Below are 16,746 nucleotides of genomic sequence, written 5' to 3'. Positions count from 1 at the left end.
TATACAAGTGATTATATTTAGGGCGTCTTGACAGGCGCTTACTCAGGAGCAGTACATGCCGCAGAGTGTAAATCCAGATTTGACTCATATGAGTTCAACGACCGTTGTAAGAAATGATGAGAAGTCGAGCGATGTTATAGCTAGCCAGTCTAGTGCTGCTGAGAAAAAGTCGCTTAAAAAAACCTCGGTTAAAAAAGTGCCAGCTGTTCAGGAGAAATCTACGGTCAGTGCTGAACGCTTGGCGAAGCTTAGAGCGTGGGGTGGCGGGAAGATAATGTCAGCCTCAGAAGCCATAATGTGGCGTATGGAGGTGTTGCCTAAAACACGCTCTACAGGAACGTCTCTGCATATTTTAGAAGGCACACCCGATTGGTCGCGATTCATGGCGACGATGGAGTGGATGGTTGCTGTAGTGCCGCGCCTTCGTCAGAAAGTATTTGAAACGGGGGTTATTGGCCAGCTACCAAGCTGGGTAGACGACGAGAGCTTTAGTCTGCACTACCACGTTCGGCGTGTGTCTTTGCCTGGAGAGGGGGCGCATTCAGAGTTAATGAGTTTTCTTGAGTCATTTTCTACAACACCCTGTGATCGCAGTCGTTCACCATGGGAAATTGTGCTTATAGAAGGCTTGGAAAATAAGCGCAGCGCCTTCGCAATGAAAATTCACCACAGCATGACCGACGGTGCGGGTCTGATCCAATTGTTCGATGCCTTGCTAGCGCGAACAGCAGATGAACAACTGAGTCCGGTCGCTAAGTGGGAAGCGAAAAAGCCATTGTGGCGTCGTCAAGTTGGTGGTCGCCTACTAACGGACTTTCGGCAGTTTTCCACCTTAGCGTCGAGCGCTGGGCGGCAAGCATATAAATGGATTAGTGATCGGGAAACAGAATTTTCAAGAATGGCATTAGATTATAGCCGTTCAATAATGGCCTTAACTCAAGCGCAAAGTGGTGGCGGCTCTCCGCTGTTTAGAAAACGTAGCTTAGCGACGCGAATAGAAATATTTGAATTGCCATTCCCAGCCTTAAAAGCCGCGGCAAAAAATGCTGGGGCATCCTTTAATGATGTTTATCTCGCTGGGATTATTGGCGGTTTTCGCCGTTACCACGAAGCCTATGACATAAGTTTAGATGCTGTGCCTTTGTCTTTTCCGGTAAGCGTTCGTAAGCCTGGCGATCCAGAGGGTGGCAATCGTTTTAGCGGCGTAAGTTATCGCGCGCCGGTATATTCAGACTTGAACACACAGTTAAAAAAGGTGGGTGACTTTGTTAGTCAAGTTAGGCAGGAGCCCGCGATAGACTTTTTTAATCAGTTAATGCCAGGCATGCTCGCCATGCCGAATTCAGTGATAGCTGCCTTGATGTCATTGGTGACAAGTAGAATGGACGCGCAGGCGAGTAATATTCCTGGTATGCGCGAGACGGTTTACCTGTCGGGCTGTAAGGTATTGGCGCATTACGCGATACCGCCCCGCCCCGGTTGCGCTGTAATGTACGCAATGATTACCCATGATGACAAAGCGTGTATTGCATTGAATATAGATCCAGCTGCAATTGTAGAGCCACAGCTGTTGATAGATAGCGTTACTGCGGAATTTAATGAAATTATTAATCAGTTTTCGAATAAATAGGATTATCTATGGTGCAAACAAATGGAAAGCTTTTGGGCTGCGATGGCGTAAAAATATTTTGGCAGTCCTGGCGGGCGGACAATCCGGTTGCTGTTGTAGTCATTTCCCACGGACTAGGTGAGCACGGCGGGCGTTATGCAGAATTAGCTAAGGCTTTGGTTGCGCAGAATTATACGGTTTACGCCATAGATCACAGGGGCCACGGTCAGTCTTACGGTCATCGCGGTGCGATTAATCGCTACCAGTATTGTATCGACGACTTAAATCAATTGATTGATAAGATCGCAGAAGAGCATGAATTGCCAATTGCCTTGCTTGGCCACAGTATGGGTGGGGCTATCGCGGTTGGGTTTGCCTTGCAGCATCAAGAAAAATTGTCTGCGTTATTATTGTCTGGTGCGGCCTTGTCGGTCGATGCGATCAATACACCTATACAATTATTCTGCGGCATAGTGAGCACCTTTGTGCCGAACCTGCCGTCGTTTAATGTGGCTCCTGAGTTAGTAAGTCGAGACTCTAGTGTGGTTAAGGATTACTCGGAAGATCCCTTGAATCTTACGTCACGGGTACCCTTAAAGACCATCTCGGAGCTGGTTAACAAAGTTACTAAATTGCCAGCGCAATTCCCTGCTCTCACTTTGCCGATGTTTATCATGCACGGCAGCGACGACAAGTTGGTGCCGGCAGCATCAAGCGAAATATTGTTTGAAAAAGTGAGTTCCGAGGATAAAGAACTAAAAATTTATCCAGGCTTCTATCACGAGATATTGAATGAGTTGCCAACTGATAGGGCGCAGGTAGTAAGTGATATTTGTGGATGGATGCTTGCTCGTTTTCCTAGCTAAATATGAGATTGGGCACTGTACAAAACGTCAGCGCCCACTGCTTGGTGATTAGCGCAAGCTAGCAAAGAACTGCTGAATATCTTTAAGCAGAGCTTCAGGTTCTTCCATTGCGGCGAAATGGCCGCCGCTACTCATTTCTGATAGATGTTTTACATTGTAGTAATGCTCAATCCACGCTTTGGGCTGGGCTAGTACTTCCTCAGGGAAGATCGCGATACCACAGGGCGCTTCTACAAGTGGTTTGCGGTCATGGGATGGAGCCCATGGCTGATGCGCAGCTTCATAGTAGAACCGAGCAGACGTGCCAAAGCTATCCGTGAGCCAATACAACATGACAGTGGTGATGAGGTCGTCTTTTGAGAAACGACTTTCTACGTCGCCACCGCAGTCACTCCAGTCGCGCCGTTTTTCTAAAATCCACGAGCATAGCCCGACGGGGGAGTCGCATAGGGCATTGGCTAGGGTCTGTGGTCGCGTCGATTGCAGGGCAAAGTAGCCGCCGCCATCAGCAAAGAACGTCATGTTCTTTTCTGCAATACCCATTTCGCTGGCATCAAAAAATGACTCATCAACGGTGCCGCCGGTAAATGTGTCTAGCGGTAGCATGGTGGTAAAATGGGCGCCGATTAATTTGTCAGCATGTTTATGACCGAGTTGCGCGGTAATAATGGCACCCCAGTCGTGACCGTGGGCAGCGAATTTTTTATATCCCAAGCCATCCATTAGTTTCACAAAAATATCGGCGGTGCTAACAAAGTTAATGCCGGTGCTAGTGAGCGGTGTAGAAAATCCATAGCCGGGCAACGACGGGATGACAACATCAAAGGCGTCGGCTTCGTCACCACCATAAGCAGCGGGATCAGTCAGCGGGTTTATGAGCTTTTGGTAGTCCCAAAATGTCCACGGCCATCCGTGACTAAGTAATAATGGCGTGGGTGATGGCCCTTTGCCTTTTTTATACAGAAAATGAATAGGAAGGCCGTCTATCTCAGTCTTGAAATGTTCAAACTGATTCATTTCTTTTTCGTGCTTGCGCCAGTCGTAATCCTTGCGCCAGTATTCGACTAACTCACTTAAATAATTGGTGTTAGTACCGTATTCCCAATTGCTATTGCCAAAGTCGGGGATGACGCGCGCGGAATTTAGGCGTGTGGCTAGCTCATCTAATCGGGATTGTTCTATGTCGATAACAAATCGTTCAATATTCATTTTTTAATCTCAATACCGGTAACAATTTTTATTAGCCCATCATTTTTTCAAGCAGCGACAGCATCTTGTCTGTGTGCGGTGCTTTAAAGAATGGAGTTAGACTTAGGAGCCCTTGTTTGTAATAGCCTTTGCCGTGGCTAAGTTGACGGAAGCCATCAAAGCCGTGGTAAGAGCCCATGCCACTATGGCCAACACCACCTAGCGGCATAGTGTCTTGCAGCACGTGGGCAGCAATATCATTGACAACCATTCCACCAGAGGTGGTGTTATGTTTAAGCATATTAATTTCAGATTTTGATTTACCAAAATAATACAGCGCCAAGGGGCGCTCGCCGCGATTAATATGCGCCGCGACATCGTTGATATTGGTATAGGTTTTGATCGGCATAGCGGGGCCAAAAATCTCATCGCTCATAATTTTGCAATCGTTTGAGGGATCGATGACAAGGGTTGGTGCTAGTTTGTGATTATGCGCGAGCTTGTCTAATCCAATATCATCACTCAGCGGAATAGTTTGGTAGCCCTTGCTCATTGCCTCTTGGATATAGCCAGCAATTCTTGCGCGGTGGCGTTCGTTAATGATGGAACCGTAATCGTCATTGTCGGCAAGAGTACCAAAATTCTCGGCGACGAAATTTTTAGCGCACTCGATGAATTGCGGCAGCACCTCGGCTTGAACGAAGGTGTAGTCCGGTGCTAGGCAGATTTGTCCGGCATTCATGGTTTTAAAAGTGAATATACGTTCAACCGCAGATTTTATATCTGCACCTTCGCCAATAATAACTGGACATTTTCCACCGAGCTCAAGCGTAAGCGGAACCAAATTTTCAGCGGCGGCACGCATAACGTGTTTAGCAACCGATGGCGCGCCAGTAAATACCAAATGGTCAAAAGCCTGCGCCGTAAATGCCGCAGCAACATCAGGCCCGCCATTCACAACGCTAATTTCTTCTGGGCTAAAATCGGCTTTGAAGAGCTCTTCCAATAAGGCTGATGTTTCTGGTGTGAGCTCAGAGGGTTTGATAATGGCGCGGTTGCCAGCAGAAATCGCATTGCCTAATGGTGAGAAGGTAAGCTGAATCGGAAAATTCCACGGTGCAACAATACCGACTACGCCCATAGGCTGATAGAAGACATGGGCATCTGCCCCCAAAAGATTAAGAGGGAATTTAGCGCCGCGCTTTTCTGGCTTCATCCATTTGGCGGTGTTTTTGCGGCAGTACTTCAGGCTTTCTATGGGTACTAAAATATCAAAAACGACGCTGTCGAAATGAGACCGTGCGCTGTAATCACTTTTTAATGTAGCGGCAAGCTTTTGCTTATTGCTGCGCAGCATGGCAATAAGCCGATCTAAGCGATCTATGCGAGTTTTGGCGCTCGGGTAGCCGTCGCTAATAAAGCTATTGCGTTGAAGCTCAACGATTTTCTGAATTTCTTGGAAGTCGTTGTTGTGTGCGGTGTCAGCTGCTAAGGCGCTTTTCATATTCCTTTTCCTCGGGTGTTGAGGTGGATGTTAATAATAAAAAAGAATGGTTTTGTGCTATTAAAAATTGGGTAGAAAAAGCTAATGAGTCGGGGCTAAAACGGCGATTTGGAGCGTGTTTATCCGATTTATTGTTAATGAAAAAGTCGGTGATCGCGTGAAGTTGCCTAGCCCAATGGGCTTGGATGTTGGCATTTAATGATATTCAAGTCAATAAATCTGGAGGCGCTAAATAGTAAGCTAGCTTTTAATATTCTAGCTGCTTTCTAAATTTTAGCGGGGTGTATCCGGTCCAGTTTTTGAAAGCGCGAATAAAGGCGCCTGGCTCTGTATACCCTGTTTTGTAGGCAATATTTTCGATGGTTTCGCTGCTCGAGGCCAAGTAATGGATGGCCAGTTCGCGGCGAATATTGGCGCGAATGGTTTGAAAGTTTGTGCCCTCGCGTTTTAATCGTCTACGCAAGGTGTCGCTGCTAATACCAAGCGCTTTGCTGGTGTCGCTAAGTGCGGTATTTGAGCTTAGTGAGTTGGGGAGATCGCTAAGAATTTTTCTGACTTGCAGAGACAGCTGTCCACTTTCATCCAAGGGTAGGTACAGCTTTGCGGGGGCATTTTGCAAATAGCTTTCAAGGTGGACTTCATTTTGTACGATTGGCCGCTCTAGGTATCCTGCGTCGAACTCGATGGCGGCATAATCTTGATTGTTCAAGACCGGCGCACCGTAAAACAGATAATTGTACTCATGAAACGGCGGGCTGGGATAGTCGATATACACGCCCTGCAGTGTGATTCTTTCGTTAATTAGCCAGCTGCTAAAACGGTGCGCAATCATTAATGCAGATTCTACTGCGAAGTTATTATGCACCTTCATGCGAGGGCGGCGACGAATAATAAATTCCGCTCGGCGGGCCTTAGCTTTAAGTTGAAATTCAAAGCTGTTTTCAAACAGATTACTAAATTCTGCATAGCGGTTCAGGGCGTCACCGAGGTTTTTAGCGTGAACAACGTTAATGGCAATGGCGCGATAGGTGCCCAAACGTTGGGGCTTTTCCAATAAGCCGTATTGTTCGTCGTTGAGGCGGCCACTGCTATAGCGGCACAGTTTAATAAACTGGCGAACGGGGATGCGCGCCTGCGGAGAGTTCAGCAGACGTGGGTCGATGCCGCATTTGCGGAGCAAAGCTAAGACGTTTATTCCCTGCTGTGCAGCACCGCTTAGGCTGCTGCTGACAGTCGTCATGGCAATGCTTAGAGAGTCAAAATTACCCATAGAAAACGATTATACATTGAAATTTGCATTTTAATGGTAATTTTGGCGCCATTTTCTGATCATTGTATCAATATCGGCTATCTCGCAAACTGCTGCACCGGGCCGTATTCGTCATTTATTAGGCCTATTTGACTCACAGCAAGGCAAACGCGAGGTATGTCGTGACCAAAGCCGCATATATTTATGAAGCCATCCGTACTCCACGCAGCAAAGGCAAAGCGGGCGGTTCTTTGAACGAGGTGAAACCTGTTGCATTGGTAGCGGGTTTGCTTAAAGAAATTCAGCAACGTCACAAGCTTGATACTAGCCGTGTAGATGACGTGCTCCTAGGGTGTGTTACGCCTGTTGCCCAACAGGGTAGCAATATTGCTAAAGCAGCTGCGCAATTTGCGGGCTGGAACGAGGCGGTTGCGGGGCTACAGTTAGATCGCTTCTGCGCATCTGGTTTGGAGGCAGTGAATACTGCTGCGCAGAAAGTTGCCTCGGGTTGGGATGACTTAATTGTTGCTGGCGGTGTTGAGTGTATGTCGCGGGTGCAAATGGGTAGCAATGGCGGTGTTATGTTTTCTGATCCGGAATTTATTATGGGTCAAAAGGCGGTACCGCAAGGTGTTGGTGCGGACTTGATTGCCACCATTGAAGGTTGGGATCGCCGCGCTGTGGACGAGTACGCAGTGTTGTCACAAAAGCGCGCAAGCTTTGCTCGTGACAATGGCTACTTTAAATCTGTTGTCCGTGTGGTGGACGCGAGCGGCGCCGTTATTCTGGCGCAGGACGATTTCATCAAACCTGATAGCAGCGTGGAATCTTTGGCCGGCTTGCGCCCTTCATTTGAGGCCCTTGGGAAGGCGGGTATGGATGACATGGCGCTGTCTAAGTACACCGCTGTTGAACAAATAAACCATGTGCATACCGCCGCAAACTCCTCCGGAATTGTAGATGGCGCGAGTGCGGTTTTAATTGGCAGCGAAGAGATCGGCAAAGAACTAGGCCTAAAGCCCCGCGCTCGAATTGTGGCGACCGCTGTTACCTCCACTGATCCTGTCATTATGCTGACTGGCCCCGGCCCAGCGGCCTTGAAATGCCTAAAGAAAGCTGGTCTAGGCGTTGCTGATATAGATTTGTGGGAAATTAATGAAGCCTTTGCCTCGGTTGCGCTGCGCTTTATGAAAGACCTCGGTATTGACGACAGTATTACCAATGTTAACGGCGGTGCGATTGCTATGGGTCATCCCCTAGGCGCTACCGGCGGTATGTTGATTGGCACAATTCTCGACGAATTAGAGCGTCGCCAATTAAAGCGCGGCCTAGTTGCCCTGTGTGTGGGTGGCGGCATGGGTATAGCAACGATTATTGAACGGGTTTAATTCACGACTTGATTCGTGAGCGCCGATAGATTCGGCCTAAGCCTAGCCAGCTCCTACCGTAGCAGGCCTTCAACAGACAGGAAGAATTCGTATGACAGACTCTTTTAAGTATGAAAAAGATGCTAGCAATATTGTTACCGTCACTATGGATATGCGCGGCAGTGTTAATGCCATAAACGATGAATTTATTGAGGCGATGCGCAGTACCCTCAACAAATTACAAGCTGAAGAAAATTTGGCTGGCGTGGTTATTACATCGGCGAAGAAAACATTTATTGCCGGCGGTGACCTGAATGATTTAGTGGCAGCGCAACCTGGAGAAGAGCAGGGTGTGTTTGTGCGCACAGAAGGAATTAAAGCGCTGCTACGGCAAATCGAAAAATTACCGGTGCCGGTTGTAGCCGCCATAAATGGCGCAGCACTGGGCGGTGGTTTAGAGGTGTGTCTGTGCTGTAATCATCGTATTGCGGTAGATTCTCGCGCGGTGCTGCTGGGACTCCCCGAGGTTGGTTTAGGCTTGCTGCCGGGCGGGGGTGGCGTAGTGCGTTTAACGTCATTGCTGGGTTTTGAAAAAGCATTTCCATTTTTAATTGAAGGTAAAAAGTTAGGGCCGGCGCCCGCCCTTGCCGCTGGATTAATTCATGAAACGGTGGCGACACAGGACGAACTTCTGCCCCGCTCCAAGGCGTGGATATTAGACAATCCCGACAGCGCAGTGCAGGCATGGGATGTTAAGGGATTTAAAATTCCGGGCGGTGGTGAAGAAAACCCAGCGATTCGTCAAGGTATTGTGTTTGCCGCTGCGGGCTTGCAAAAAAAGACTCGCGGTCTTTTGCCGGCACCAGAAATGATCCTCGACATTATGGTCGAAACCTTGCGAGTGGATTTGGATACCGCTCTACGCATTGAAAGCCGTCAGTTTGCGCAGCTGGTCACCACGCCGGAAGCGAAGAATATGATCAATGCATTTTTCTTCCAAATGAACCAAGTTGCAGGTGGCCAAAGCCGGCCAAAAGGCTTTGAGCCAAATACCGTATCCCGCTTAGGTATTCTTGGTGGCGGCATGATGGGGCAGGGTATCGCCATGTCTGCGGCAATGGTTGGTATAAATGTTGTTATTAAAGATGTGACGATGGAGTCTGCTGAAAAAGCCAAGGCTTACTCTGAAAAAGGTTTGGCGAAGCTGGTTCAAAAAGGTCGTATGAAGGAAGCGGCTGCGGCAGAGGTACTTGCGCGTATTAAGCCTAGCGTTAGCGACAGCGATTTGCAGGGTTGCGACTTTATTATTGAGGCGGTTTTCGAGAATGTCGAGCTGAAGCATTCGCTGACAAAATCTACCGAGTCCTGTCTGGCTGAAGGCGGTGTGTGGGCATCTAACACCTCAACATTACCGATTACCGCGCTGTCTACCGCCAGTAGTAAACCGGCCAACTTTATTGGTATGCACTTTTTCTCGCCGGTAGACAGAATGCCTTTGGTGGAAATTATTTGCGGTGCAGAAACCAGCGAAGAGACGCTCGCCAAGGCCTTTGATTTGACCCGTCAGTTAAAGAAAACCCCGATTGTGGTGAATGACTCACCGGGCTTTTACACGTCGCGCACTATCAGCACGCCAATACAAGAAGCCGCTCAGCTAATGGCTGAAGGGGTTAATGCGGTGCGTGTTGAATCCGTTGGAAAATCAGTTGGTTGGCCGGTTGGGCCCTTGGCCTTGCAAGATGAGGTGAGCCAAAAGTTGTCTTTGGATATTATTGATGCTCAAATCAGTATGGGCTTGCGCAAAGCAGAGGATGATCCGACCCCGCAGGGCACTGCTCTGATGCGTTGTTTGTTAAATGAGCACAAGCGCGGTGGACGTGTCCACGGTGGCGGCTATTATGAATACAGTGAGACCGGCAAACAGATTTGGCCGGGATTGCGTGATTTGTACTTTAAGGAAGACGTTGATAGAGCGGTAAGCGATCAAGATATTCGCGATCGCCTGCTGTTTAGGCCGGTTATTGAAAGCCTTGTGTGTTTGGAGACCGGTGTTTTGCGTACCGTGGCCGATGGCAATATCGGTTCGATAATGGGTATTGGCGCGCCGACGTGGACGGGCGGCTATATTCAATTTGTGAACACCTACGGTCTGGTGCGCTTTGTTGAGCGTTGCCGCGAGCTCGAAAGTAAATACGGTAAGCGCTTTGCGCCACCGCAAATAGCTATTGATAAGGCGCGTCTTGGCGAGCTATTTCAGTAATAGCGGAAATACGCCAAACATGTAGTTTGGCGTACACAAAATAATGATCTGCTGGAGTGACAAGTGATGAGTACTACGATTAAAACCCCTCTGGAAATGATGTATCACTGGGAATCTGTTGCGGCAGATCAGGTATTCCTGCGCCAGCCTAAAGACTTGCAGTGGACGGAATTTACCTGGGCTCAGGTGTCAGATCGGGCCCGCAGGCTGGCAAATTATATTTCTGCACAGGGTTACGAGCCCGGCAGCCGAATTGCGGTATTTGCGAAAAACTGCGCAGATTGGGTCATTGTTGATTTTGCAATTATGCTTAGCGGCCACGTTAGTGTGCCTTTATATCCTGGTCAGGACGCGCCGTCGTCGCGGTATATTTTAGAGCACAGTGAAAGTCAGCTTATTTTTCTAGGTCAGTTTGATATTGCTGCCCAAGCTGATGAGGTGTTGCCGGCGGGTATTAAACGAGTCGCAATTCAAGGTTGTGCCTGCGAAGCAGAAACCGATATCGAGGCTATTATCGCCAGTCATGAGCCGATGACGGATTCACCCGTACCCGACAGCGAAGCCTTAATGACAATTCTTTACACCTCGGGCACGACCGGCAATCCCAAGGGCGTGATGCACGTTCACGGCACGCCTGGGCGCATTTTGCCGCGCATGCAAAAGGATTGGAAAATAGGCGGTGGTCCAGAGCGTGAGCGCTTGATTTCTTATTTGCCACTGTCGCATGCGGCGGAGCGTTGCATTGTTGAAATGAACGGTTTGTACTGCAATGGCATTATTTCTTTCTCTGAAGGTTTAGAAACTTTTGCGGCAGAGCTGCGTGAAGTAGAGCCGACCTTCTTCTTTTCTGTGCCGCGTCTGTGGGTGAAGTTTAAAGCGGCAGTCGACGCCAAAATACCACCAGAGGTTCAAGCTGGTTTTGGTGAAGAGCAGAAAGAGCAGGTGAGAAAACAGCTTGGCTTAAATCAGGCACGTATGGTGTTGACGGGCTCTGCGCCCTGTCCTCGGGATGTGCAGAACTGGTTTATAAATATGGGTGTGGTGCTACGTGAAGGCTACTCCATGACTGAAAATTTCTGCGACGGTACTTTTTGGTTGTCGGACGAGCGCCCGCAAGCGGGCTGTGTTGGCGTACCGCTAAACGGTGTGCAAATTAAAATTACCGACGACGAGGAAGTGTGTTTTAAAAGCGATGGTCTGATGATTGGCTATTATAAAAATCCCGAAAAAACCGCAGAAGCACTGATTGACGGTTGGTACCACACTGGTGATACGGGCAAGCTTGATGAAGAGGGAAATCTTTGGATTACCGGTCGTATCAGCGAGGTATTTAAAACTACCAAAGGTAAATTTATTCAGCCGATCAAGCTCGAAGATGATTTTGGTTCGCTTATTGAATTAGAACAAGTCTGTGTTTGTGGGCATGGCCTAGATCAGCCGCTATTGCTGGCGACATTGTCGGAGTTGGGTAAAGCGTTGCCGTCAGCAGACTTGCTTGCAAGTTTAGAGGCTTCTTTGGAACGTATTAATTCTAAATTGGCAGCTTACGAGCGTGTGAAACACATTGTTATTACGCCGGAGTGGACGATCATGAACGGCTTGTTAACACCGACAATGAAGTTGAAGCGTAAAAGCATCATTGCGCATTTTAGTGCGCAAATAGAAGCCAAGCATGAGAGCACAGTTGTCTTTATGTAGATTTTCCGTGTAATCAATAAGCCATAAAAAAACCGCCAATTGGCGGTTTTTTTATGGCTATAAAACAGAGGAAAATAATTATAGCGGCGGGTTGCCTGGTAATTGTATCAAGCCGTCGTCTAGTTTTAACCACGGCAATTTAGAGGCACACCACATATGTCCTTGCAGCTTAACTGAGTCGGGCTGATCCAGAGAGCCTACTTTGATGAAAAGCATTTCTGGCATCTCTGCCAATACCGAATAAAGCGGCGTACCACAGTTTCCACAGAAGTGGCGATTAACGGTCATGCCGGCATCACCCTTCACGGTGTATACCTTACTCGATCCAGACAGTTCGCAGCTCACTGCAGGAAAGAAGGCCACCGTGGCAAAGGCGCTGCCGGAAGCGTATTGGCAGTCACGGCAATGGCATGCCATCACGCTGGCAGGTTCGCCTGCGCAGGTGTAGGTGAAGTCGCCACATGCGCATTGACCTTTGTGAGTAATGTCGCTCATAAATTTCTCCTGATATAAGTGTTATTCGTCGATCAGTTTATTGAGTTTGGTAATGAGATAATTAATTTCATTTCGCGAACTTTCAGTGTTGCTAACAATGCCATTGAAAATAAGATGCGTTAATTGGTCGGCAATAACTTCAGCTTCTTCGCGCTTGGTTCCCGCAACGATATCCCATAAATAATGTTCTATCGCGCCAAAAACAACATTGCGGATAAGGGTTGGGGACGCTGATTCTGCGATTTCACCGGCTTGCTTGCCTTCGCGCACAACGTTAATGACGACATTGCTGTAACGGCGGTTAAAATTGTGAACCTTATCTAGCAGCTCGGTTTGCGAGCCACGGGATTCATTCAGAATGACGGTGCAAAGATCGCTATTATTGTGTAAGAAAGACATATGGGTGTGGATAATATAGCGAAGCTTATTTTGCGCGCCGGAAATTGCGCTGACGCCACTTTCCATGGTGTCGGTAATATCTTGGTAGAATTCTTCAATCACCTTAACCATCAGCGCGCGCTTACTTTTAAAGTAATGCAGCACCGTGCCTTCTACGACGCCGACTGAGTCGGCGATTTCAGCAATGGTGGCGTTCTCATAACCGCGATGTATAAAAACTATGCGAGCCGCTGTGATGATTTCTTTTTCGCGATGTTCCCGTGACAAGCGTGTGCGGGTGCCGGGCTTTTTAGTTTTAGTTACCACGTGTATTTATCTCTTGGCTGCGTTATTGCAAAGGGGATTAGTCATCCCCGTGTGCAATAAAATCCGCTTCGCGTCGTTCTTTAAATGAACGCAGGCCTTCTTGGAAGGCATTTCCGCCGAAGCTGACAGTTTGTAGTTGTTGCTCTAATTTTAACTGTGAGGCGAAATTGCTTTCACAGGCGGATCGTAGAGCTTGTTTTGTTCTGCGTATCGCCGCAGGAGATAGCTTGGCTAAGTTGGCGGCGAGAGTCGAAGCTTCGGCCATTAGGTCGCTGTCGTCAACACACTTCCATATCATTCCAGAGCGCGCTGCGTCTTCGGCGGCGAGGGCCTCGCCAGTTAAAAATAGCGCTAGGGCCTGATTATAATTCAAGCCGCGGGTCACGAGCCACGAGCAACCCATATCGGGTACGACGCCAAGTTTTGGCACAAATGGTAGCGAGAAATAAGCTGATTTTGACGCGAGTACGATGTCTGCGTTTAAGCCAAGGCCAACGCCGGCACCAATGGCGGGGCCGTTGATGGCAGATACCACGGGGATTGGCATAGCCATCATATATTCAGCTAATGGGTTGTAGGTGTTTTCTATGGCTTGGTTGACATAGTCGTCAAGTGGCCCTTCTTGAGCCATGAAGTTTTTAAGATTTCCACCCGCGCAGAAAAATTTGCCATTGCCGGTAAGCAATACGGCGCGAATCTGTGGATCTGCCACGGCGGCGCGCAATGCGTCTAATAATGCATTAGCGGATTCTTCGGTAATACTGTTAAAAGACGCTGGGTCGTTCAGGGCAATTGTGCGGACGTGGCCGTTATCGCTAACTTCAATCATATCTAAGTCCTTAGGCCTTTTTGCTCGAGCTCAGGCAGTCTATGGTGGCGTCGCCTATTTGATAGCCGCCATCTACATCTAGAATGGTGCCGGTTACATATTTGCCTAGCTCGCTACTTAGATAAACGGCGGCAGCGCCGATGTCGTCGACAGAGCCGAGGTATCGTAACGGTAGTGCGTCAAGCAATTTTTTGCCCGCTGCAGGTTCGGTTGCAAACAGACGTTTAAGGCCTTCTGTTTCTGCGGTAAGACCGGGCGCAATGCCATTCACACAGATGCCAGCTGGCCCCCATTCCATTGCCAATGTTTTAAGCAGGGCGTTCACCCCGGCTTTAGCTGCGCAGACGTGGGCTTGCAGCGGAGTTGGGTTTACTGCTTGCGGTGCGGTAATGGCAATAAAGCGCGCGCCGGGCTTTGTGCAATGGTCGAATGCGGCGCGGAAGACGTGGTAGCTGCCAATGAGGTCGATATCAATAATTGTTTTGAAACCGTTAGGGCTGATATCAACGGCTGGGGCAAAAAAGTTACCTGCAGCACCGGCGACTACGATATCGAGTGGGCCAAATTTTTCTACCGTGGCGACGATGGCCTCGTTTACTGCGGCGTAATCGCGAACATCTGCGCTAAATGCCAGTGCTTCGTGACTGCCTACAGCGCTAATTTCTGCTGCTGCATTGTTGGCTTTTTCTAGGTCGCGGCCGATTACGCTGACTTTTGCGCCGAGTTTCGCCATCGATTTGGCGATGCCTAAATTAATGCCGCTGGTGCCGCCGGAGATGAAGGCTACTTTGCCTTCTAAGGTATTTTCTTTAAACACAGTAATTTCCTTACGCAGGGTTTGGTTGTAATTTAGCCTATAATTGAGTAAAGCTCAATATTGCGGGTTGGCTGGCTGGCGGTATCGGTGGTGAAGACGTCTTAACTGCTGTGAAGTAGAGTTTTGGCTTGCTGGAGTAAGTCTATGAAAACTAAAATATTATCCATGGTTTTTGCGTGGTAAGGCTTGTGTCTTGCGTATTTATGAGTGCTTGTATTATAGGTGGTGGCGAAGCCTTTTATTGACGTAGGGGTCATTAATTACTATATTAACTTCTACTCAATAGTGCTTTGCTTAAGTGCGCTATTGAGTCAATATTTTTCACGTCGCGGGTGGTGTGCGGCGTGATCCGAGGCAAGTGCCCTTCCAGGTGCGATTCTTTCCCGCTGTTACAGGCGGGGTTTTTTATTCTGGGCGGGGTCGCAGGCTGCGCGAGTGTGATGGCGCTAGAGGCTGCGGCTTTGCTGGTTTTAGTCTAGAAGACGGGTCTTATTGAGCGAATTAAAATAGTGTGCCTTTTGTGGTTGCTCTATATTAGCGGTCTTTTCTAGGTATTTTTAGCAGTATAACCATATTTGATTTTCGGTTTGGATTGATTTAAGGTTTTTATTGAGTGTTACTCAATTGTGTTGTATAAATATTGTCGTCAACTAAGCGCACTGGAAAATTCAATGTCAGCTGTACGAAGTTTTAAAAAAGTACTTGTCGCTAACCGCGGCGAAATCGCGATGCGGATATTGCGTACGCTCAAAGAGCTTGGGCTACCATCCGCTGTTCTTTATCACCGCCAAGAGGTCGAGAGTCCGGCACTTACCCTGGCTGACGAAGCCTACGAAGTGTTTGGTGATACGCCGGTAAGCTCTTACCTCGATATTCCGCAGATTGTTGAGCTGTGTAAAAAGCACGGCGTAGATGCGGTGCATCCGGGTTACGGCTTTTTAGCTGAGAACGCGAATTTCGTTCGAGCTCTGGATGAGGCAGGTGTGTGTTTTATAGGCCCACGCCCTGAAGTAATGAATCTTATGGGCGACAAAATAGGCTCAAGGGATTTTGTTGCTGAACATGGTTTCCCTATCGCGCCCTCTGTGATTGATGATGGCGACGAAGACAAATTGATTGCCAGCATTATTGAGATCGGCTTCCCCGTCTTGATTAAAGCCTCTGCAGGCGGTGGCGGCAAAGGTATGCAGATTGTGCGCGAGGCCGAAGGCTTGCGCGATATCGTTGCGACCGCAAAAGTCGAAGCCCAGCGTTATTTTGGTGATCCACGGGTATACGCAGAACGTTATATTGAAAGTCCCCGCCATATTGAAGTACAGGTCTTGGGTGACGAGCATGGCAATTGCGTACACTTATGGGAGCGTGAATGTTCGATTCAACGCCGTTTCCAAAAGGTTATAGAAGAAACCCCGTCTCCGGCATTAAGCCCAGAGTTACGCAAGGATATTTGCGAGTCTGCGGTAGGCATCGCAAAGGCGACCAATTACACGGGTGCGGGCACTATTGAATTTATCTTTTCGCCAAATGGCGAATATTACTTCCTTGAGATGAATACCCGTATTCAGGTTGAACACCCTATCACTGAAATGGTAACGGGTGTCGACTTGGTGGCTGAGCAAGTGCGTATCGCAATGGGTGAGCCGCTAAGCTTTAAGCAAGAAGATATTAAGCAGATTGGCCACGCGATTGAGTGCCGTATCTGTGCTGAAATTCCCGATGACGACTTTGCCCCCTCTGCAGGTAAGGTGCTGATGTTGCGCCCGCCCGTCGGTGAGGGTATGCGTTTTGACAGCGGTAGTTATGAAGGCCAAAAAGTTGGTACGGCTTTCGATTCGATGATTGCTAAATTGATTGTTCACGCGGAAGACCGCGATGCAGCAATTGCTAAAGCTGGCGAGGCGCTGAATGAATTTGTGTTGTTGGGTGTAGAGACCAATGCAGATTATTTGGGGCGTTTGCTTCGTCATCCCGCGTTTATTGCTGGTGAAACCAATACTGGTTTTATTAAAGAGCACGCAGCGGATTTGGGGCCAGACAATATTGGCGACGATTTGCATACCGCATTATTGGCAACCGCAGCGCTGAGTGATCGCCAGTTTGTGGCGATGATGGATGAAGTACCTTATCCATACCGCCTCATGAAAGAATGGAGAAACTGA

General features: G+C 48.4%; 13 protein-coding genes. 6 read left to right on the top strand and 7 right to left on the bottom strand.

Annotated features, from left to right (window positions below):
• Positions 1-55 precede the first annotated feature (55 nt).
• Entirely contained in the window at positions 56-1,630 is a 1,575-nt protein-coding gene (locus tag C0068_RS10825; protein ID WP_103684512.1) for a wax ester/triacylglycerol synthase domain-containing protein, read from the top strand.
• An 8-nt stretch (positions 1,631-1,638) separates the two neighbouring features.
• Positions 1,639-2,475, top strand: a complete 837-nt coding sequence (locus C0068_RS10820; protein WP_103684511.1) for an alpha/beta hydrolase — start codon at positions 1,639-1,641, stop codon at positions 2,473-2,475.
• Between the two features lie 48 nt (positions 2,476-2,523).
• On the opposite strand, the gene C0068_RS10815 is transcribed toward C0068_RS10820, so the two are convergent.
• The 3 genes from C0068_RS10815 to C0068_RS10805 all read right to left on the bottom strand — a co-directional run bounded on the left by C0068_RS10815 (position 2,524) and on the right by C0068_RS10805 (position 6,407).
• Positions 2,524-3,684: an epoxide hydrolase family protein gene (locus tag C0068_RS10815; RefSeq protein WP_103684510.1), complete on the bottom strand. Its 1,161-nt coding sequence runs from the start codon at positions 3,682-3,684 to the stop codon at positions 2,524-2,526.
• Between the two features lie 31 nt (positions 3,685-3,715).
• Entirely contained in the window at positions 3,716-5,167 is a 1,452-nt protein-coding gene (locus tag C0068_RS10810; RefSeq protein ID WP_103684509.1) for a coniferyl aldehyde dehydrogenase, read from the bottom strand.
• A gap of 247 nt (positions 5,168-5,414) precedes the next feature.
• Positions 5,415-6,407, bottom strand: coding sequence for an AraC family transcriptional regulator (locus tag C0068_RS10805; protein ID WP_158249976.1), 993 nt, complete (start codon positions 6,405-6,407; stop codon positions 5,415-5,417).
• Positions 6,408-6,598: 191 nt separating this feature from the next.
• Here C0068_RS10805 and C0068_RS10800 point away from each other — a divergent pair, with 191 nt between their 5' ends.
• From C0068_RS10800 to C0068_RS10790, 3 genes are all read left to right on the top strand, one after another.
• A complete protein-coding gene (locus tag C0068_RS10800) occupies positions 6,599-7,804 on the top strand; it encodes an acetyl-CoA C-acetyltransferase (RefSeq protein ID WP_103684507.1) in 1,206 nt (401 codons plus the stop codon).
• A gap of 91 nt (positions 7,805-7,895) precedes the next feature.
• On the top strand, positions 7,896-10,043 hold the full coding sequence (locus C0068_RS10795) for a 3-hydroxyacyl-CoA dehydrogenase NAD-binding domain-containing protein (protein ID WP_103684506.1): 2,148 nt from the start codon (positions 7,896-7,898) through the stop codon (positions 10,041-10,043).
• 66 nt (positions 10,044-10,109) lie between these two features.
• The gene (locus C0068_RS10790; protein WP_103684505.1) at positions 10,110-11,741 is read left to right on the top strand and encodes an AMP-binding protein; all 1,632 of its coding nucleotides are present in this window, start codon (positions 10,110-10,112) and stop codon (positions 11,739-11,741) included.
• A 78-nt stretch (positions 11,742-11,819) separates the two neighbouring features.
• Here C0068_RS10790 and C0068_RS10785 read toward each other — a convergent pair whose 3' ends face one another.
• The 4 genes from C0068_RS10785 to C0068_RS10770 are packed head-to-tail and all read right to left on the bottom strand — an operon-like array spanning position 11,820 to position 14,587.
• Positions 11,820-12,236 (bottom strand): GFA family protein, encoded by a 417-nt coding sequence (locus C0068_RS10785; RefSeq protein ID WP_103684504.1) that lies wholly within the window; start codon positions 12,234-12,236, stop codon positions 11,820-11,822.
• A 21-nt stretch (positions 12,237-12,257) separates the two neighbouring features.
• Positions 12,258-12,941 (bottom strand): TetR/AcrR family transcriptional regulator, encoded by a 684-nt coding sequence (locus tag C0068_RS10780; RefSeq protein ID WP_103684503.1) that lies wholly within the window; start codon positions 12,939-12,941, stop codon positions 12,258-12,260.
• Between the two features lie 37 nt (positions 12,942-12,978).
• Entirely contained in the window at positions 12,979-13,770 is a 792-nt protein-coding gene (locus tag C0068_RS10775) for an enoyl-CoA hydratase/isomerase family protein (protein WP_103684502.1), read from the bottom strand.
• Between the two features lie 10 nt (positions 13,771-13,780).
• Positions 13,781-14,587 (bottom strand): SDR family oxidoreductase, encoded by an 807-nt coding sequence (locus C0068_RS10770; protein ID WP_103684501.1) that lies wholly within the window; start codon positions 14,585-14,587, stop codon positions 13,781-13,783.
• 671 nt (positions 14,588-15,258) lie between these two features.
• Between C0068_RS10770 and C0068_RS10765 the strand changes: the two genes are divergently transcribed.
• Positions 15,259-16,746 (top strand): acetyl-CoA carboxylase biotin carboxylase subunit, encoded by a 1,488-nt coding sequence (locus C0068_RS10765; protein WP_103684500.1) that lies wholly within the window; start codon positions 15,259-15,261, stop codon positions 16,744-16,746.

Origin of the sequence: Zhongshania marina (genome assembly GCF_002915595.1) — a bacterium.
In the GTDB taxonomy this organism is placed as follows: domain Bacteria; phylum Pseudomonadota; class Gammaproteobacteria; order Pseudomonadales; family Spongiibacteraceae; genus Spongiibacter; species Spongiibacter marinus_B.
Note: the sequence above shows the minus strand (reverse complement) of the source record. Positions and strands in the feature narration are given on the sequence as shown.

Coding starts and splice junctions, on each gene's coding strand:
- C0068_RS10825 (WP_103684512.1), top strand. CDS start 56: ATGCCGCAGAGTGTAAATCCAGATTTGACTCATATGAGTTCAACGACC.
- C0068_RS10820 (WP_103684511.1), top strand. CDS start 1,639: ATGGTGCAAACAAATGGAAAGCTTTTGGGCTGCGATGGCGTAAAAATA.
- C0068_RS10815 (WP_103684510.1), bottom strand. CDS start 3,684: ATGAATATTGAACGATTTGTTATCGACATAGAACAATCCCGATTAGAT.
- C0068_RS10810 (WP_103684509.1), bottom strand. CDS start 5,167: ATGAAAAGCGCCTTAGCAGCTGACACCGCACACAACAACGACTTCCAA.
- C0068_RS10805 (WP_158249976.1), bottom strand. CDS start 6,407: ATGACGACTGTCAGCAGCAGCCTAAGCGGTGCTGCACAGCAGGGAATA.
- C0068_RS10795 (WP_103684506.1), top strand. CDS start 7,896: ATGACAGACTCTTTTAAGTATGAAAAAGATGCTAGCAATATTGTTACC.
- C0068_RS10790 (WP_103684505.1), top strand. CDS start 10,110: ATGAGTACTACGATTAAAACCCCTCTGGAAATGATGTATCACTGGGAA.
- C0068_RS10785 (WP_103684504.1), bottom strand. CDS start 12,236: ATGAGCGACATTACTCACAAAGGTCAATGCGCATGTGGCGACTTCACC.
- C0068_RS10775 (WP_103684502.1), bottom strand. CDS start 13,770: ATGATTGAAGTTAGCGATAACGGCCACGTCCGCACAATTGCCCTGAAC.
- C0068_RS10765 (WP_103684500.1), top strand. CDS start 15,259: ATGTCAGCTGTACGAAGTTTTAAAAAAGTACTTGTCGCTAACCGCGGC.